This window comes from Actinomadura sp. 7K534 (genome assembly GCF_004348575.1).
GTDB lineage: Bacteria > Actinomycetota > Actinomycetes > Streptosporangiales > Streptosporangiaceae > Spirillospora > Spirillospora livida.
Map to the genome: position 1 here is coordinate 1 of NZ_SMKB01000153.1, position 17558 is coordinate 17558.

Genomic DNA, 17558 nt, shown 5'->3' on the forward strand with positions numbered 1-17558 from the left:
GTCCCGCCCCCTTCAAGGCGGGGGAGCAGTTCCAGGGCCGCGGCTACCCGCCGGCCGACCCGTACGCCCAGGGCGGATACCCGCCGCAGTACGGCCCGCCGCCGAACCAGCCGCCGCCCGGAGCGCTGCAGCGCGGCCCCGAGCAGGGCGCCCCCCACGACCAGCGGACGCAGGACGCGCAGCGGCGCGCCGACCAGGCGCGGGGCGCGGACCGCGACCGGGAGCGCCGCAAGCCCTACGGCTGGTACCGGCTGCTCGGCTTCATCGTCCTGGTGGCGCTGCTCGGCTTCGCGAACATCGTGCCGCTGCTCGCGCTGCTGGTCACGATCGGCGGCGTGCTCGTCCTGCGGATGGCGGACAAGGCCGCCCAGGGCATGGAGGGACGCCAGACGCGGCGCGGCCCGCGGTCCGGCGACGCGGTCGCGGCGGCGTTCCGCACACCGCTGCACCTGCCGGGCGCGCTGATGTCCACCGTGCTGTGGACGTCGCTCAGCCTCACGGCGGGAGTGATCCTCCTCGGCGTCCTCGTCTTCGCCAATTCCGGCATGACCGCGTCCAAGGCCATCGCCTACTCCGCCATGGCGGTGATCTTGCTGCTGTGCCTCGCACCGGGCAGCGGCCCGCCCAGGCGGCAGCTCGCCCGGATCTGGGGCGCGCTCCTGCCGCGCGCCGAGGCCGCGCTGGCCGCCGCCCTGATCCTCGGGATCTTCGCGGGCGTCCTGGTCGTGCTGTCCCAGGAGCAGCCGCCCGACACGACCCCGCTGGACGGCATGAGCCAGGACCTGGAGAGCCTGCGCGCCGACGTCCGCGACCTCGTCTCCGGAATCCCGGGCCTGTGATGGAGCGGATCGGCGCCTACCGGCTGCTGACCCGGCCGGGCGGCGGGACCGGCGCCGTCCGCCGCGCCGCCGGGCCGGACGGCCGCGACGTGGCGATCAGGCTGCTCCCGCCGGACGCGGCGCCCGACATCGCCCGGATGCGCGAGGTGCTGAGCCCCTACGTGGTGGACGTCCTGGACGGCGAGCCCGCCGGTCCGCAGCCCTACGTCGTGGCCCGGTTCGTCCCCGGGCGGCCGCTCGCGGAGACGGTCGCCGAGCAGGGGCCGGTAGCGGGCGCCGAGCTGCGCCGCCTCGCCTTCGGGCTGGCCAAGGCGCTCGACGCCGTCCACGCGACCGGCCTCGCGCACGGCAGGCTCGGCCCTGAGACGATCCTGGTGGTGGACGGCGCGCCCGTCGTCGTCGACTTCGGGCTCGACGCGGATGCCGATGCCGCCGGAGACGTCCGGGCCTGGGCCGCGGCCGTGACGTTCGCGGCCACCGGGACGTCCGCAGAGGGAACCCGGACCGAGGGGCTTCCCGCCGACCTGCGCCCGCTGGTCGCCGCGGCCGCCGCGACCGATCCCGCCGCGCGGCCCGCGGCGGCCGCGCTGGTGGAGGCGTTGTCCCGGCTGGACCTGCCGGCCGTCCCGTCCGCCCGGCCGTCCGCCGAGCCGCTCTCCCCGCGGCCCGTCCCGGCCCCCGGCCCGCACGCAGGCGAGCGGGAACCGGGAACGGCCCTCCGGGCACGCGGCCCGGCCGTCGCCCGCGGCTGGGCGCGGCTGCTCGCGGCGATGGTCGTGGTGATCGCGGTCGCGCTGGCCGTCATCGCGCCGATCGCGGGTCTTCTGCTGACGCTCGGTGCCGTGACCCTGCTGCGGGCGGCGTGGGAGCCGAGCCGGCCGCTGGCGCTCGGGCGGACGCTGCTGACCGTCCCGTACGCGGCGGCGGCCACGGTCGCCGTCCCGCTGGGGCTGGTCGCGGTGTCGGCGTTCGGCGGCGAGATCGACTCGCTCAGCGCCGCCGCGTTCGGAGCCGGTGCCGGTGCCGCGGTGCTGTGGACGGGCCCGGGCGTCAGCGCTCCCCGGCGGCAGCTGGAGCTGATGTTCCTGCCGGTCGTGCGGCGGCCCCGGCGCCTCGCGGCGGCGGTCGCCGTCCTCGGCGGCCTCGCCCTGCTCGCGGGGGTCGGCGCGCTGGCGCTGACGCCGAGCTTCTCCCCGATGTACGGGCTGCAGGGCTCGGTGGAGGGCACCATGGACCGGCTGCAGACCGCCGTCAACAGATTCTGAGGCGTGAAGTGCGTCACGCCGGATCCGGAACGCCGCCGACCCGGCAAACCCGGCGGCCAGGTGGGTAAGGTCTCACAAGCTGGAATTTGCCAGTGTGCTACTGGCAAGTAACATAGTACGTGCACGGCCGTATCAGGGACCCGGCTCCGAAGCACGTTCGGGTGTTTGGCAGGCTGTGACTTCGAAAACGCACGTCCGCGTCGACCCGCCCAGGGGCGGCGCCCCTCTGCCGCTCACCAAGCGGCCAACTGAGTGCAGGGAGGTCGGCCACCGGCCATGAACATCGTCGTCCTGGTGAAGCAGGTTCCCGATACGGAGAGCCCGCGCAAGCTGAAGTCCGATGACAGCACGCTCGACCGCGCCGCGGCTGACGGCGTCATCAACGAGCTCGATGAGTACGCGATCGAAGAGGCGCTGCGCATCAAGGAGGCCCAGGGCGGCGAGGTGACCGTTCTGACCATGGGCCCCGACAAGGCGACCGACTCGATCCGCAAGTCCCTGGCCATGGGCGCCGACAAGGCCGTGCACCTCGTCGACGACGGCCTCGCCGGCTCCGACGCGCTGCAGACGTCCTACGCCATCCAGCAGGCCCTCGGCCGCACCGGCTTCGACCTGGTGATCCTCGGCTCGGAGTCCACCGACGCGCGCACCGGCGTCCTCGCCGCGATGCTCGCCGAGCGGCTCGGCGTCCCGCAGGTCTCGCTCGCCAACAAGGTCGAGATCGAGGGGACGGCCATCAAGGCGCAGCGGCAGACCGACTACGGCTTCGACCGCGTCGAGGCGAGCCTGCCCGCGGTCGTCAGCGTCGTCGAGAAGATCAACGAGCCGCGCTACCCCTCGTTCAAGGGGATCATGGCGGCCAAGAAGAAGCCGGTCGAGACGCTCGGCCTGGGCGACGCCGGCATCGACGCCTCGCAGGTGGGCCTGGCGAACGCCGCCACCGAGGTGGTCGACTTCGCCGAGGCGCCGCCGCGCGCCAAGGGTGAGATCGTCACCGACGAGGGCGACGGCGGCGCGCGGATCGCCGAGTTCCTCGCGTCGAAGAAGTTCGTCTGACCGGGGAAGGGGATTAACGAACAATGGCGGAGATTCTCGTCCTCGTCGACCATGTCGACGGTGAGGTCAAGAAGGTCACGCTCGAACTGCTGACGCTGGCGAACCGGCTCGGCGAGGCCGCCGCGGTATGGGTCGGCCCGGGCTACGAGAACGCGAAGGACCGGCTCGCCGAGTACGGCGCCGGGAAGGTCTACGTGGCCGCCGACGAGGAGCTCACCTCCTACGTCGTCGCCCCGAAGGCCGCGCTGCTCGCGCAGCTCGTCGCGGACAAGTCCCCCGCCGCGGTGCTCGTCGCCGCGACCGGCGAGGGCAAGGAGGTCGCCGGCCGGCTCGCGGTCAAGACCGGCTCCGGTGTGCTCACCGACGTCGTGGACGTCACCGACGGCTTCGTCGCCGAGCACTCCATCTTCGGTGGCGCGATCATCGCGCACGCCAAGGTGCGCACCGGCACGCCGATCATCGCCGTGCGGCCGAACTCGGTGGCCCCGGAGGCGTCCGCCGCCAGCCCGGTGGAGGAGCAGGTCTCGGTCGCCCTGTCGGACGCCGACAAGGGCGCCCGGATCGTGGAGAAGGTCGTCCAGGAGAAGGGCGAGCGCCCGGACCTGACCGAGGCCGCGATCGTGGTCTCCGGCGGCCGCGGCGTCGGCGGCGCCGACAACTTCTCGATCATCGAGGGGCTGGCCGACTCGCTCGGCGCGGCGGTCGGCGCGTCCCGCGCCGCGACCGACGCCGGGTGGTACCCGCACTCGTTCCAGGTCGGGCAGACCGGCAAGACGGTGTCGCCGCAGCTGTACATCGCGGTCGGCATCTCCGGCGCCATCCAGCACCGGGCCGGCATGCAGACCTCGAAGACCATCGTCGCCATCAACAAGGACCCCGAGGCGCCGATCTTCGAGCTCGTCGACTACGGCCTTGTGGGCGACCTTTTCCAGGTCGCGCCGCAGCTCACCGAAGAGATCAACAAGCGCAAGTGAGTCTCGCGTGAACGCGTGAGCCCCGACGACCTGTGTCGCCGGGGCTCACGCGCGTCTCGGGGCGGATCAGGCCGGGACGGGTTCAGGCCGGGTGTCGTTCGGGTCCGCCGCCGCGGGGGCCTCGGCGGGCGCCGCCGTGGCGGTGACGTCCGCGTCCGCGCCGAGCCGGACGAAGTGGGCCCCGGCGGCGATGACCAGCGCCAGGACGATGACCGACCCCACGCCGACCCGCAGCGACGTGGCCTCCGCCAGGAAGCCGACCACGACCGGGCCGAGCAGGAGCCCGCCGTAGCCCATCGCGCCGACCTGCGCGACGGCCGCGGCGGGACGGTCCGGGGCGGCGGTGCCGGCCAGCGAGATCGCCGTCGGGACGACCGTGCAGACCACCAGCCCGGTCAGGAAGAACCCGGCGATCGCGACGGCCGGGCCCGGGGACAGCACGACGACGGTCATGCCGATCGCGGTGCCGAGCCCCGCGCCGGTCAGCAGCCGCCGGGTGCCGACGCGCGTGCGGACCCGGTCGCCGACGAGCCGGCCGAGCAGCATCGCCAGCTCGAACACCGGGTACCCGGCCGCCGCGACCGCCTCGCCGGCGCCCATCTCCTCGTGCAGGAACAGGCCGCTCCAGTCGGCGATCGACCCCTCGGTCATGAACGCGAGGAAGCCGAGCACGCCGATCAGGTACACGGCGGCGGGCATGCGGCGCCCGCCGCGTCCCGGCCCGGCGGCCGCGGCGGCCGGGCGGGGCGGGTCGGGCAGGTAGGTGCGGCCGAGCGCGAGGCCGGCGGGCAGCGCCAGCAGCGCGGCGGCCAGCACGGTCGCGGTGAACCCCAGCCCGGCCGCCGCCGTGCCGATGCCGAACACTCCGCCGCTCATCGCGCCGACGCACCAGCCGGCGTGCATACCGCTCATCACGGGCCGGCGGTAGGCCCGCTCGACGACGCTGCCCTGCGCGTTCATCGCGATGTCGGTGACGCCGAACGCCATCCCGAACAGCACGACGGCGCCGAGCAGCAGGCCGTAGCTGGGCGCGAGCGCCACGGCCGCGAACGACAGCGAGGTCAGCGGCAGCGCGGCCCGCAGGACGGCGCGGCTGCCGGCGCGGGACATCAGCCCGCGCAGCGCCTGCATGGCCACGACCGCGCCGAGCCCCCAGACGAGGACGACGATGCCGACCTCGCCCTCGCCGGCCCCGAACTTCGCGGCCAGCGCGGGCAGGCGCGCCACCCACACTCCGATCAGCAGGCCCGCCAGCGCGAAGGTCAGGAACGTCCCCGTACGGGCGCGGGACAGCATGGTTCACCTCTTTCTCGGCTCGGCGTCTCCCGGTTCGCCGGGGCGCACCTCGTGGCGGGACGGTGTGACGAAGATCATGGAACGTTCCAGGCCGGTCTCGGCCCAGACATCCGGTGGTTCCCCCGGCGCAGTGCGCGCCGGGCCCTATCGCTCCAGCAGGCCCAGCAGCCGCCGCCTCAGGGCTTCGAGCTGGTCCGCGTCGTACAGCGCGGGATCATGGCTGAGCACTTCCCAGAGCCCTTCGGCCGCCAGCCGGACCACCGCCGCGGTGCCCGGGTCGGGATCCTCCGCGGGATCGCGGCCGTGCCAGCGCCGCATCGCCTCGCTCAGCGGCTCGGCCTGCTCCGGGTCGGCCGCGGCGGCCGTGATGGCCGACCAGCGCCGGTAGGAGCGGGCCTCACCGGTCAGGATCTCGAACGTGGCCTCGACGTAGGCCCGGGTGTAGGCGCCCGGTACGCCGTCGCCGTAGGAGGCGAGGTAGGACGCGATCAGGTCGTCGAACTCCTCGATGACCCGCGCCACCATCGCCCGGACGAGCGCGTCCTTGGTGGGGAAGTGGTAGAGCAGCCCTCCCTTGCTGACGCCCGCGCGGTCGGCGACCGCGTTGAGCGTCAGCGCCTGCGTCCCCTGCTCGGAGAGGACGGCCTCGGCGGCGTCAAGGAGGGCGTTCTTCATCATGATCCTCGTACTGTACCGTCTGGACGGTATACGGGCCAACGCCGCCTGCCGCTGCGCCATTCCCGGGCCGCGCGCCGGTCCGCGGAACGCCCGCAAACCCCCGGGCAGCGGCGGGGAACACGAGTGCCGCGGATACTGTTGACCCCGTGGTGACCTACCTCGACCATGCGGCGACGACCCCGATGCTGCCCGAGGCGATCGAGGCGATGACCGCCCGGCTGCGCGAGCTCGGGAACCCGTCCTCGCTGCACGCGGTCGGCCGGCACGCCCGCCGGGTCGTCGAGGAGTCCCGCGAGATCATCGCCGAGGCGTTCGGCGCCCGCCCGAGCGAGGTCGTGTTCACCTCCGGCGGCACCGAGGCCGACAACCTCGCCGTCAAGGGGATCTTCTGGGCCCGGCGCGCCGCCGACCCCGTCCGGAACCGCGTGCTGGCCGGCGAGGTCGAGCACCATGCCGTGATGGACGCCGTGCGCTGGCTCGAAGACCACGAGGGCGCGCGGGTCGACTGGATCCCGGTGGACGAGCGGGGGCGCGTCCGTCCCGAGGCGCTGCTGGAGGCGATGGGCTCCGGCGACGACGTGGCGCTCGCGACCGTGATGTGGGCCAACAACGAGGTCGGCACTGTCCAGCCCGTCGCCGAACTGGCCGCCGCGGCGCGCGAGCGCGGCGTCCCGCTGCACACCGACGCCGTCCAGGCGGCCGGGACGCTGCCCGTCCGGTTCGCCGCGAGCGGCGCGCAGGCGCTCACCCTCACCGGGCACAAGCTAGGCGGCCCGCTCGGCGTCGGCGCGCTGCTGCTGGCCAAGCCGAAAGAGCCCGTCTTCCTCGACCCGGTCCCGCTGCTGCACGGCGGCGGCCAGGAGCGCGACGTCCGGTCCGGGACGCTCGACGCGCCCGCGATCGCCGGGTTCGCCGCCGCCGTCCAGGCCACGGTCGCGCACCGGGAGGCCGAGGCGCGGCGCCTTACCGAGCTGCGCGACCGGCTGATCGAGGCCGTCCGCGCCGCCGTGCCCGACGCGATCCTGAACGGCGACCCGGTCGACCGGCTGCCGGGCAACGCGCACTTCTCCTTCCCCGGCTGCGAGGGCGACGCCCTGCTCATGCTGCTGGACGCCCGCGGCATCGCCTGCTCCACGGGCTCGGCCTGCTCCGCGGGCGTCTCCCAGCCCAGCCACGTGCTGATGGCGATGGGCACCGGGGCGGACCGCGCCCGCGGCTCCCTCCGCTTCACCCTCGGCCACACCTCCACCGAGGCCGACGTCAAGGCCCTCGCCGACGCGATCGGCCCGGTGGTCGAGCGCGCCCGCCGCGCAGGTCTCGGCTGACCCGCGTTTGACCATTCCTTTAGCGGGGACAGCCTTGCCGTCCGTGAGGGAAAGGGAGCGCGATGGCGACGGAAGGCGATGTCAAGCAGGCGGGCCGCAGGGCGGCCGGGCACCCGTGGTTCCACCACCTGTCCCGGGTCGGGCTCGTCGCCCGCGGGCTCCTCTACCTGCTCATCGGCTGGCTGGCGCTCCGGGTCGGGTTCGGTGACGGCGGCGGCAAGGAGGCCGAGCGCAAGGGCGCCCTCCAGATGGTCGCGGACGGGCCCGGCGGGATGGTCGTCCTGTGGCTGATGGCGGCCGGGTTCGCGGCGCTCGCCGTCTGGCAGCTCGCCGAGGTGCTGTACGGGCGTCCCGTGCCGGACGGCCACAAGTTCCACGAGCGGCTGGGTTCGGCGGCCCGCAGCGTCGTCTACGCGGGCGGTGCCGCGGTGACCCTCATGTTCCTGTTCGGGCACCAGGGCACGTCCAGCGACAAGCAGTCCCAGACGTTCACCGCGCGGGCGATGGGCGAGCCCGGCGGCCGGTGGCTCGTCCTGGCCGTCGCGGCGGGGTTCCTGGTGTGGGGCGGGGTCGTGATCGTCAACGCCGTCCGCCGCGGGTTCCTGGAGGAGCTGGACACCGGCCGGATGAGCCGGGCCGCGCGCCGCTTCGTGCAGCCGTTCGGGATCGCGGGCAACACCGCGCGCGGCCTCATCGGTGCGGGCGTCGGCGTGTTCCTCGGCTACGCGGCCATCACGTTCCAGCCGGACAAGGCCAAGGGCCTGGACGGCACCCTCCGCGAGTTCGCCGACAGCCCCGCCGGGACCTGGGGCCTGCTCGCCGTGGCCGCCGGCCTGCTCGTCTTCGGCCTCTACTCGTTCTGCGAGGCCCGCTGGCGCAAGGTCGACGCCTCGGGCCCGAGCTGGTGAAGCCGCGCCCGGCCGGTCGACGCCCGGCGTCTCAGGGCTGGTAGGGAGCCAGGGCGCGCCAGCCGGGATCGCTGGTGGAGGCGACCTTGGCCTTGCCCTCCGGCCACGCGGCGGCGAGCTGGTCCAGCTCGGAGATGACCCCGGAGTCGGGATCGGCGTAGAGGTGGAAGACGCGGAGCCCGTCGCCGGTCTCGTGGACGGCGAGGACGGCGCGGTCGCCGAGCTTGGCGAGCTTCTTCTCGAAGGCGCGCAGCGCGCCCGACGACGGCTCGACGGGCAGCCGGTCGGGGTTGCTGTTCGCGTACGGGACGCTGATCGCCACGTGCAGGTCGCAGAGCGGGTAGTCCTGGCGGTGCAGCGGGAACCGGGCGCCCAGCCGGGCGGGGTGCCCGCGCGGCGTGCGGCCCTCGCCGGTGAGCCAGGCGGGCTCGGCGAACGGCTCGGCGACCTGCTCGACGACCGCGGCCAGCATCGACGGCGGCAGCGAGTCGATCGGCGCCTCGGTGGCGATGGTCACCTCGCCGATCCAGCGGGCGACGTCGTCCTCGCCGAGGGCCCAGTGCAGGACGTTCAGCGCGACCTGGAGCTGCTGCTCCTCCGACACGAACAGGAAGTCGGGATGGTAGGCGGTGATGTGCACGCGGGCCCGGTCGGTGTCGGCGCGCATGCCGAGCCGGACGTACTCCAGGTCGAACTCGTGGTCGCCGAGGGCGAGGTCCTGGGCGAGCATCTCGGGGTCGGGCTGGCGCGCCGGGTGGAAGCTCCATCCGCCGGCCGCCGCGCCGGACGGCGCGGACCGCGCCCAGCGCTCGGTCAGCCCGCGCAGCTCGGGGGCGCCGCCGCCGGTCACGGTGAGCGAGGGCGCGCGGTCCTCGGCGCCGCCGATCTCCCACTGCAGCGCGGAGTGGATCCGGTGGACGCGGCGGGACAGCTCCTCGATCGCCTCCGCGGACAGGCCCTCGCCGGGCGTCTCCGGCTCGGGCTGGTCCGGCCCGGCGGCCAGCGACGCCTCGATCGTCGGGCGCGCCTGTGCCCACCACTCCCAGAACTCGCTGATCGCGGGCGGTGTCACCGGTGATGCCTCGCGCGGACGACGGAAGATTCCCATAGCGGCCCCAATCGTACGCGTAAATGCCGTCAGGGGATCGGGCCACGCCGCGTACGCTCGAAGGACTATGACTTTGCGCGTACTCGCCGCCATGTCCGGCGGCGTCGACTCCGCCGTGGCCGCCGCCCGCGCCGCCGAGGCGGGGCACGACGTCACCGGCGTCCACATGGCCCTGTCCAGCAACCCCCAGTCCTACCGTACGGGGGCCCGCGGCTGCTGCACCCTGGAGGACTCCAGGGACGCGCGCCGCGCCGCCGACGTGATCGGCATCCCGTTCTACGTCTGGGACCTCGCCGAGCGCTTCCACCGCGACGTGGTGGAGGACTTCGTCAGCGAGTACGCGGCGGGCCGCACCCCGAACCCGTGCCTGCGCTGCAACGAGAAGATCAAGTTCGCGGCGCTGCTGGACCGCGCGATGGCCCTCGGCTTCGACGCGGTCTGCACCGGCCACTACGCGCGGCTGGACGCCGCCGGCCCGGCCCCCGTCCTGCGGCGCGGGGTCGACGCCGGCAAGGACCAGTCGTACGTGCTGGCCGTGTGCACCCCCGAGCAGCTCGCCCACGCCCTGTTCCCGCTCGGCGACACGTCCAAGGCCGACATCCGGCGCGAGGCGGAGCGGCGCGGCCTGCAGGTGGCCGACAAGCCCGACAGCCACGACATCTGCTTCATCGCCGACGGCGACACCCGGGGCTTCCTGGCCGAGCGGCTCGGTACGGCGCCCGGCCCGATCGTCGACACCGACGGCAACGAGGTCGGCGAGCACGAGGGCGCCTACGCCTACACGATCGGCCAGCGCAAGGGCCTCCGCATCGGCACCCCGGCACCCGACGGGCGGCCCCGCTACGTCCTGGACATCTCCCCGGTGACGAACACCGTGACCGTCGGGCCGCGCGAGTCGCTGGACGTCACCGAGATCGCCGGCGAGCGTACGGTGTGGCTGAGCGACGTCCGCGACGGCCCGTTCGACTGCGAGGTGCAGCTCCGCGCGCACGGCGAGGTCTACGCCTGCACGGCCGAGGCGGACGGCGACCGCCTGCGCGTCCGGCTGGCCGCCCCGGCGCGCGGCGTGGCGCCGGGCCAGGCCGCCGTCCTGTACGACGGCGACCGCGTCCTAGCCTCCGCGACTGTTTCCCTAGCAGCCCCCTCGGCGTCGGGCGCTGGGGCGCCCTCCTTCAACGGGCACTGCGGCGATCGCTAGCATCGCTCCGTCTCGCCTTGCGGCTCGCTGCGCGATCGGTTTCTCGCAGGCTCGAAACCGGCTTCGCACGCGATCGCAGCGCCTGGGGGTCGGCGATGGTTGAGCCTGCAATAGGCTTGCTGTCGTGGAATTTGGTGTTTCGACGTTCGTGACCGATGACGGGATCGCGCCCGCCGCACTGGGGCGGGCCCTGGAGGAGCGCGGGTTCGCGTCGCTGTACCTGGCCGAGCACACGCACATCCCCGTGAAGCGGGAGACGCCCTGGCCGGGCGGAGGCGACCTGCCGCGCCACTACTACCGGACGCTCGACCCGCTCGTCGCGCTCACCGCCGCCGCGACCGTGACGGAGCGGCTGCGCGTCGGCACCGGCATCGCGCTGGTGATCCAGCGCGACCCGATCCTGCTCGCGAAGGAGGTCGCCTCGCTCGACCTGGTCTCCGGCGGGCGGGCCGTGTTCGGGGTCGGCGCCGGCTGGAACCGCGAGGAGATGCGCAACCACGGCACCGAGCCGGCGACCCGGATGCGGCTGCTCCGCGAACGCGTGCTGGCGATCAAGGAACTGTGGACGAAGGACGAGGCCGAGTTCCACGGCGAGTTCGTCGACTTCGACCCGGTGTTCTCCTACCCCAAGCCCGTCCAGGACCCGCACCCGCCCGTCATGATCGGCGGCTCCGGGCCGACGACCTTCGACCGGGTCGTGGAGTTCGGCGACGGCTGGATGCCGATCTACGGCCGCAACACCGACGCGCTGGCGGCGCAGATCACCGAGCTGCGGGAGCGGGCCGGCCGGCGCGTCCCGGTGACGCTGTTCGGCGTGCCGCGCGACCCCGGCACGGTCGAGGAGCTGCGGGGCGCCGGTGTGGACGAGGTCCTGTTCAACCTGAAGACCCTGCCCGAGGACGACACGCTCCGCTACCTGGACCGGCTCGCCGAACTGCTGTGATCGCCGCGCCGGTAGGGTTCCACGTGTGACGACGAGCTACCCGTGGCAGACCGGGACCGCGACCGGGATCGGGTCGTGTCCCGGTGAAGATCCGGCGGAGGCGCTGCGGATCGTCCTCGGCGAGCTGCCGGAGCTGCCGCACCTGCCGGAACTGCCCGCGCGGGGCCCGGGCGCCGACATGACGGGCCGGACGGCCGGGCTGCTGGTCGAGATGCCGGTGCACCTGGAGCCGTCCGGGTGGCGGTTCGCCGACCGCCCGGGGCGCGACACGGTCCGCTCCCGCGACCACCTCGCCCGGGACCTGGACGTCCTGGAGGAGCTCGCCGCGGCGCACGACGGGCCCTTCAAGATCCAGGTCTGCGGGCCGTGGACGCTGGCCGCCACGATCGAGCTGCGGCACGGCGACCGGGCGCTCAAGGACCCCGGCGCCGTCCGCGACCTCGCCGCCTCGCTCGCGGAGGGCGTGGCCGCGCACGTCGCGGACGTCCGGCGCCGGCTGCCCGCCGCGGAGATCGTGCTCCAGCTGGACGAGCCGGCGCTGCCCGCGGTCCTCGCCGGGACGGTCCCGACCGCCAGCGGCTTCTCCCGGCTGCGGGCGATCGAGGAGCCGGTCGCGGAGCACACGCTCCGGACGGTGATCGACACGGTCTGCGCGGACGGCGCCGCGTACCCGGTCGTGCACTGCTGCGCGCGGAACGTCCCGTTCGCCCTGCTGCGGGGGGCGGGCGCGCGGGCGATCTCGGTCGACCTGGCCCGCGTGGCGCGGCGCGACGACGACGCGGTGGGCGAGACGATCGACGCCGGCACGGGCCTCCTGCTCGGCGCGGTCCCCGCCACCGACACCGCTCTGCCGTCCCTCCGGGCGACCGCGGAACCGGTGCGGGAGCTGTGGCGGCGGCTCGGCTTCCCGCCCGCGCGGCTGGCCGAGCAGGCCGTGGTCACGCCCGCGTGCGGGATGGCCGGCGCGTCGCCGCGCTACGTCCGCGCGGCCCTCGCACGCTGCCGCGACGTCGCGAGAATGCTCTTCGAAGCGGCCGCCTAGGCGGGTGTGGCGGGCCTCGTATTGTCGGACGCGTTGACGACAATAGGGGTCATGACCATGAGCGACGGCGTTCCCACCGAGGCCCGGCAGCGGCATCTCGAGCTGAGCCAGGAGATCGACGAGGCCAACTACCGCTACTACGTCCTCGATCAGCCGTCGCTCACCGACGCCGAGTACGACCGGATGATGCGGGAGCTCCAGGAGCTGGAGGAGCGGCATCCGGAGCTGGTCACCCCCGACTCGCCGACGCAGCGGGTGGGCGCGCCGATCGTCACCGACTTCGCGACCGTCGAGCACCTGGAGCGGATGCAGAGCCTCGACAACGCGATGAGCGCCGACGAGCTGGTGGCGTGGGACGAGCGCGTCGTCAAGGAGGCCGGCAAGGTCGCCGGGTACCTGTGCGAGCTGAAGATCGACGGGCTGGCCATCGCGCTCACCTACGAGAACGGGCGGCTCGTGCGCGGGGTGACCCGCGGCGACGGGCGCACCGGCGAGGACGTCACCAACAACGTCCGCACGATCGCCGACATCCCGCACCGGCTGGCGGGGGAGGGCTGGCCGGACGTCCTGGAGGTCCGCGGCGAGGTCTTCCTCCCGGTCGAGGGGTTCGACCAGGTCAACGCCGCGCAGGTGGAGGCCGGCAAGGACCCGTTCGCCAACCCGCGCAACGCGGCCGCGGGGTCGCTCCGGCAGAAGGACCCGCGCGTCACCGCGCACCGGCCGCTCGGCATGCTCGTGCACGGGTTCGGCGCCTGGCGCGGCGGGACGCAGCCCGACAGCCAGTCCGGGGCCTACGAGCTGATGCGCGGCTGGGGGCTGCCGGTCAGCGACCGGTACCGGGTCCTCGACGGGATGGACGCCGTCCGCGCGTACATCGCCGAGTACGGCGAGAACCGGCACGCCACCCCCTACGAGATCGACGGAGTGGTCGTCAAGGTCGACCAGTTCTCATTGCAGCGGCGGCTGGGCTCCACGAGCCGGGCGCCGCGGTGGGCGATCGCGTGGAAGTACCCGCCGGAGGAGGTCAACACCAAGCTCCTCGACATCAAGGTCGGCGTCGGCCGGACCGGGCGCGTCACCCCCTACGGCGTGATGGAGCCGGTCAAGGTGGCCGGGTCGACCGTCGAGCGCGCCACGCTGCACAACGAGGGCGAGGTGAAGCGCAAGGGCGTGCTGGTCGGCGACACCGTCGTGCTGCGCAAGGCCGGCGACGTGATCCCGGAGATCGTCGCGCCGGTGACCGCGCTGCGGGACGGGTCCGAGCGCGAGTTCGAGATGCCGACGCACTGCCCCGAGTGCGGCACCGAGCTGGCCTACGAGAAGGAGGGCGCCGCCGACATCCGGTGCCCGAACGCCCGGTACTGCCCCGGCCAGCTGCGCGAGCGGGTGTTCTTCGTGGCCAGCCGCAACGCGCTGGACATCGAGGCGCTCGGCTACGTGGGGGCGACCGCGCTCACGCAGCCGCTGGAACCGGCCGAGCCGCCGGTCAAGAACGAGGGCGACCTGTTCCACCTGACCGTCGAGCAGCTCCTGCCGATCCGCAGCCTCGTGCTCGACCCGCGAACGGGGACGTCCAAGACCGACCCGAAGACCGGCGAGCCCAAGGTGGTGTCGTTCTTCGCCAACAAGGAGGGCGAGCCGAAGAAGACCGTCGAGGTCCTCTTCGACGAGCTGGAGAAGGCGAAGAAGCAGCCGCTGTGGCGGGTGCTGGTCGCGCTGTCGATCCGGCACGTCGGACCCTCGGCGGCGCGCGACCTGGCGCGGGAGATGCGCTCGATGGACGCGATCGCCGACGCCTCGGAGGAGGAGCTGGCGGCGGTCGACGGGGTCGGGCCGACGATCGCCGCGTCGATCAAGGCGTGGTTCGAGGTCGACTGGCACCGCGAGATCGTCGAGAAGTGGCGGGCCGCGGGCGTCCGGATGCAGGACGAGGGGGCGGCGGGCCCGCGCCCGCTGGAGGGCGTCACGGTGGTGATCACCGGATCCCTGGAGGGGTACAGCCGCGACTCGGCGACCGAGGCGGTGCAGCGGCTCGGCGGCAAGGTGTCGGGCTCGGTGTCGAAGAAGACGGGCTTCCTGGTCGCGGGCGACAGTCCTGGGTCTAAATACGACAAGGCCGTCAAATTGGGCGTTCCGGTCCTGGCGGAGGAGGGCTTCCGCGTCCTGCTCGCCGAGGGGCCGGATGCGGCCAGAAATGTGACGGTGCGCGCCGGCGAGTAACGCGGTGTGTTCGGGGTACTTCCACCAGGTTTGCGTTACTCAGGGGTACACTTCAACTACCCAACGGTGAGGGGTGGGTGCGACATGGGCATAACGCAACGTACGCAATCGGTTTCGCGAAGTTGAGCGAAGGCCGTACTCTCCCTCTCATCACGACCTACACCTAAATCTCCGGACGTAACGCCCGGGAAGCGTCCCCCGAGGCCGGGGACGCCCGGAGCCGGGGGCCGGCCCCCGAACCCCCCGAGGATGTGATGAAGGACCCGAACAACACACGGAACACGGCCCCGCGCCGCGGCTCCCCGTTGTGGATCTACTTCGTCGTCGTCATCCTGCTCGGCGTGGCCGCCTGCGCCACCGCGTTCTCCGGGCTGAGCGGCGCCGACCTGGACGCCCTCGCCGGCGCGCCGGTCTTCTGGATCCTCGGCTGCTTCATCGTCTACGGCGAGCTGCGCCCCATCATCACCCCGGGCTCCAGGGAGAACAACGGCGCGACCACCTCCACCACCTTCTCGTTCGCCGCGCTGCTGTACGCGGGCCTGCCGATCGCCGCCGCCCTCCAGGTCATCGCCGTGATCACTTGCGGGATCCTGCGCGGCCGCAGCGCGCACCGCATCGCCTTCAACGCCGCCCAGTACACCCTCAGCCTCGCCGCCGCCCAGCTCGTCCTCGCGGTCTTCGGCGCTCTCGCCACCCCGACGGCCCTGTGGGTGCCCGACGGCGGCGACCTGCCCGCGATAGCGCTCGCCGGCGCCGTCTACTTCGCCTGCAACCACACGCTCGTCGGCTCCGCCGTCGCCCTGCACGAGCGGATCTCGCTGGCCAAGGCGCTCCGCGTCGACCTCGGCTACCAGGTCCTCGTGCACCTCGCGCTGCTCGGGCTGGCCCCGCTGATGGTCGTGGCGATGGATCGCTCCGCCTTGTTCGTGCCCCTCATCGTCCTGCCGTTCATCGCCGTGTACCTGAACGCCTCCGTCTCGGTCCGGCGCGAGCACCAGGCCCTGCACGACGGGCTCACCGGCCTCCCGAACCGCAAGCTCCTCATCGTCCGGACCGAGGAGGCCCTCGCCGAAGCGCGCGGCGGCGGGAAGCGCGCCCCGCGCTCCGCGGTCGGCAGGCCGCGCCGCCGCAGGAGCGAGCCGCAGCACGACCGCGCCGGCCTGTTCCTGCTCGACCTCGACCGCTTCAAGGAGGTCAACGACACCCTCGGGCACCCCACCGGCGACCGCCTCCTCCAACTCGTCGCGCACCGCCTCACCCACAGCGTCCGGCCCGGCGACCTCGTCGCAAGGCTCGGCGGCGACGAGTTCGCGGTGCTGCTGCCGTCCGTCCGCGACGAGGCCGCCGCCCGCGAGGTCGCGGCCCGGCTCCGGGCCGCGCTCAGCGAGCCCGTCCGGCTCGACGGCATGTCGTTCGAACTGGAGGGCAGCGTCGGCATCGCGCTGTTCCCCGACCACGCACCCGACTTCGAGCTGCTCCTGCAGCGCGCCGACGTCGCCATGTACAACGCCAAGGAGGCCCGCACGGGCGTCGAGATCTACTCGCCCGCCAAGGACCGCAACTCCCCGGCCCGGCTCAGCATGCTCGGCGACCTGCGCCGCGCCATCGACCGCTCCGAGCTGGAGCTGTTCTACCAGCCGAAGATCTCCCTCCGGGACGGCCAGCTCGTCGGCATGGAGGCCCTCCTGCGCTGGCGGCACCCCGACAAGGGCGTCCTCGAACCGGAGGCGTTCCTGTCCGTCGCCGAGCAGACCTACCTGATGCGCTCGATCACCCACCACGTCGTGCAGGCCGCGCTCACCCAGGCCGCCGCGTGGTGGCGCGAGGACCTCACCGTCCAGGTCGCCGTCAACGCCTCCGGACGCGACCTCCTCGACACCGGCCTCACCGAGACCATCGAGGAGGGCCTGCTCGCCCGCGGCCTCCCCGCCGCGGCCCTCCAGCTGGAGATCACCGAGCGGATCCTGATGAACGAGCCCGCCTACGCCTCCGACACCGTCAGCGCCCTCGCCGACCTCGGCATCCCGCTCAGCCTCGACGACTTCGGCACCGGGTACTCCTCGCTCGTCCGCCTCAAGCGCCTGCCCGTCGAGGAGATCAAGATCGACGCCTCGTTCGTGGGGCGCCTCACCGAGTCCACCGACGACGCCGTCATCGTCCGCTCCATCGTCGACCTGGTCCGCACCCTCGGCCTGCGCTCGGTCGCCGAAGGCGTCGAGGACCCCGCCACCGCCCGCATGCTCCGCGAGATGGGCTGCGACGCCGCCCAGGGCTGGCACTTCGGCCGCCCCATGGACGCCGAGACCGCCACCGACTGGCTGCGTAGTTCTGCATTGCCCTCGGCGGTCAGGCCCTAGAGGGCCTTCCCTTCAACGGGCAATGCGCGCGATCGCTGCATCGCTCCGGCTCGCCCAGGGGCTCGCTGCGCGATCAGGTTTCTTGCTTCGCTCGAAACCTGCCTTCGGACGCGATCGCGACTGTTCAGGTTGTCGCGGGGTTGCGGAGGTGGCTGAGGTCGTCGCCGGTTGCGGTGTCCGTTGACGGGAGGTTCCGCGATCGACCGTCAACGGGCACCGCAAACAGGGACAGCGGCGGGCGCACGCATTGTCCGCTAAGGGGGCGACGCCGAGGGGCTGGGAAGTGGATCAGTAGCCCCGGCGGTACTCGTCCTCGTAGTAGTGCTCTTCGCGGACGACGGGCGGGGGC

13 protein-coding genes and 1 pseudogene are annotated in these 17558 nt (G+C 73.4%); 11 read left to right on the forward strand and 3 right to left on the reverse strand.

What is annotated here, in order from left to right:
* From E1266_RS38185 to E1266_RS25300, 4 genes and pseudogenes are all read left to right on the forward strand, one after another.
* Positions 1-839: pseudogene (locus E1266_RS38185) on the forward strand (hypothetical protein); the annotation flags it as partial.
* On the forward strand, positions 836-2104 hold the full coding sequence (locus E1266_RS25290; protein WP_132051053.1) for a hypothetical protein: 1269 nt from the start codon (positions 836-838) through the stop codon (positions 2102-2104). The pseudogene E1266_RS38185 and the gene E1266_RS25290, both read left to right, overlap by 4 nt.
* 276 nt (positions 2105-2380) lie before the next feature.
* Positions 2381-3160, forward strand: coding sequence for an electron transfer flavoprotein subunit beta/FixA family protein (locus E1266_RS25295; protein ID WP_132051056.1), 780 nt, complete (start codon positions 2381-2383; stop codon positions 3158-3160).
* A gap of 23 nt (positions 3161-3183) precedes the next feature.
* Positions 3184-4134 carry an electron transfer flavoprotein subunit alpha/FixB family protein gene (locus E1266_RS25300; protein ID WP_132051058.1) on the forward strand — a complete coding sequence of 317 codons (951 nt, stop codon included), beginning with the start codon at positions 3184-3186 and terminating at the stop codon, positions 4132-4134.
* 66 nt (positions 4135-4200) lie between these two features.
* On the opposite strand, the gene E1266_RS25305 is transcribed toward E1266_RS25300, so the two are convergent.
* Together E1266_RS25305 and E1266_RS25310 are read right to left on the reverse strand one after the other, a co-directional pair.
* The gene (locus E1266_RS25305; RefSeq protein ID WP_132051059.1) at positions 4201-5430 is read right to left on the reverse strand and encodes an MFS transporter; all 1230 of its coding nucleotides are present in this window, start codon (positions 5428-5430) and stop codon (positions 4201-4203) included.
* Between the two features lie 144 nt (positions 5431-5574).
* On the reverse strand, positions 5575-6108 hold the full coding sequence (locus tag E1266_RS25310; RefSeq protein WP_132051061.1) for a TetR/AcrR family transcriptional regulator: 534 nt from the start codon (positions 6106-6108) through the stop codon (positions 5575-5577).
* 149 nt (positions 6109-6257) lie between these two features.
* On the opposite strand from E1266_RS25310, the gene E1266_RS25315 reads away from it, so the two are divergent.
* Positions 6258-7433 (forward strand): cysteine desulfurase family protein, encoded by a 1176-nt coding sequence (locus tag E1266_RS25315; RefSeq protein WP_132051077.1) that lies wholly within the window; start codon positions 6258-6260, stop codon positions 7431-7433.
* Between the two features lie 62 nt (positions 7434-7495).
* Positions 7496-8341, forward strand: coding sequence for a DUF1206 domain-containing protein (locus tag E1266_RS25320; protein ID WP_132051063.1), 846 nt, complete (start codon positions 7496-7498; stop codon positions 8339-8341).
* Between the two features lie 31 nt (positions 8342-8372).
* Here E1266_RS25320 and E1266_RS25325 read toward each other — a convergent pair whose 3' ends face one another.
* Positions 8373-9449: a DUF695 domain-containing protein gene (locus E1266_RS25325; RefSeq protein ID WP_132051065.1), complete on the reverse strand. Its 1077-nt coding sequence runs from the start codon at positions 9447-9449 to the stop codon at positions 8373-8375.
* Between the two features lie 67 nt (positions 9450-9516).
* On the opposite strand from E1266_RS25325, the gene mnmA reads away from it, so the two are divergent.
* The 5 genes from mnmA (at position 9517) to E1266_RS25350 (ending at position 17209) form a co-directional block, all read left to right on the forward strand.
* The gene (mnmA, locus tag E1266_RS25330; protein ID WP_132051067.1) at positions 9517-10647 is read left to right on the forward strand and encodes a tRNA 2-thiouridine(34) synthase MnmA; all 1131 of its coding nucleotides are present in this window, start codon (positions 9517-9519) and stop codon (positions 10645-10647) included.
* A 124-nt stretch (positions 10648-10771) separates the two neighbouring features.
* A complete protein-coding gene (locus E1266_RS25335) occupies positions 10772-11590 on the forward strand; it encodes an LLM class F420-dependent oxidoreductase (protein ID WP_132051069.1) in 819 nt (272 codons plus the stop codon).
* A 25-nt stretch (positions 11591-11615) separates the two neighbouring features.
* Positions 11616-12632 (forward strand): methionine synthase, encoded by a 1017-nt coding sequence (locus E1266_RS25340; RefSeq protein WP_132051071.1) that lies wholly within the window; start codon positions 11616-11618, stop codon positions 12630-12632.
* 51 nt (positions 12633-12683) lie between these two features.
* The gene (gene ligA / locus E1266_RS25345) at positions 12684-14852 is read left to right on the forward strand and encodes an NAD-dependent DNA ligase LigA (protein ID WP_132051073.1); all 2169 of its coding nucleotides are present in this window, start codon (positions 12684-12686) and stop codon (positions 14850-14852) included.
* Between the two features lie 254 nt (positions 14853-15106).
* The gene (locus E1266_RS25350) at positions 15107-17209 is read left to right on the forward strand and encodes an EAL domain-containing protein (protein WP_132051075.1); all 2103 of its coding nucleotides are present in this window, start codon (positions 15107-15109) and stop codon (positions 17207-17209) included.
* Positions 17210-17558: the final 349 nt, after the last annotated feature.

Bases quoted from the DNA above. Each gene is read 5' to 3' on its own strand.
- E1266_RS25295 (WP_132051056.1), top strand. From the start codon at position 2,381: ATGAACATCGTCGTCCTGGTGAAGCAGGTTCCCGATACGGAGAGCCCG.
- E1266_RS25320 (WP_132051063.1), top strand. From the start codon at position 7,496: ATGGCGACGGAAGGCGATGTCAAGCAGGCGGGCCGCAGGGCGGCCGGG.
- E1266_RS25350 (WP_132051075.1), top strand. From the start codon at position 15,107: ATGAAGGACCCGAACAACACACGGAACACGGCCCCGCGCCGCGGCTCC.
- mnmA (WP_132051067.1), top strand. From the start codon at position 9,517: ATGACTTTGCGCGTACTCGCCGCCATGTCCGGCGGCGTCGACTCCGCC.
- E1266_RS25325 (WP_132051065.1), bottom strand. From the start codon at position 9,449: ATGGGAATCTTCCGTCGTCCGCGCGAGGCATCACCGGTGACACCGCCC.
- E1266_RS25300 (WP_132051058.1), top strand. From the start codon at position 3,184: ATGGCGGAGATTCTCGTCCTCGTCGACCATGTCGACGGTGAGGTCAAG.
- E1266_RS25305 (WP_132051059.1), bottom strand. From the start codon at position 5,430: ATGCTGTCCCGCGCCCGTACGGGGACGTTCCTGACCTTCGCGCTGGCG.
- ligA (WP_132051073.1), top strand. From the start codon at position 12,684: ATGACCATGAGCGACGGCGTTCCCACCGAGGCCCGGCAGCGGCATCTC.
- E1266_RS25310 (WP_132051061.1), bottom strand. From the start codon at position 6,108: ATGATGAAGAACGCCCTCCTTGACGCCGCCGAGGCCGTCCTCTCCGAG.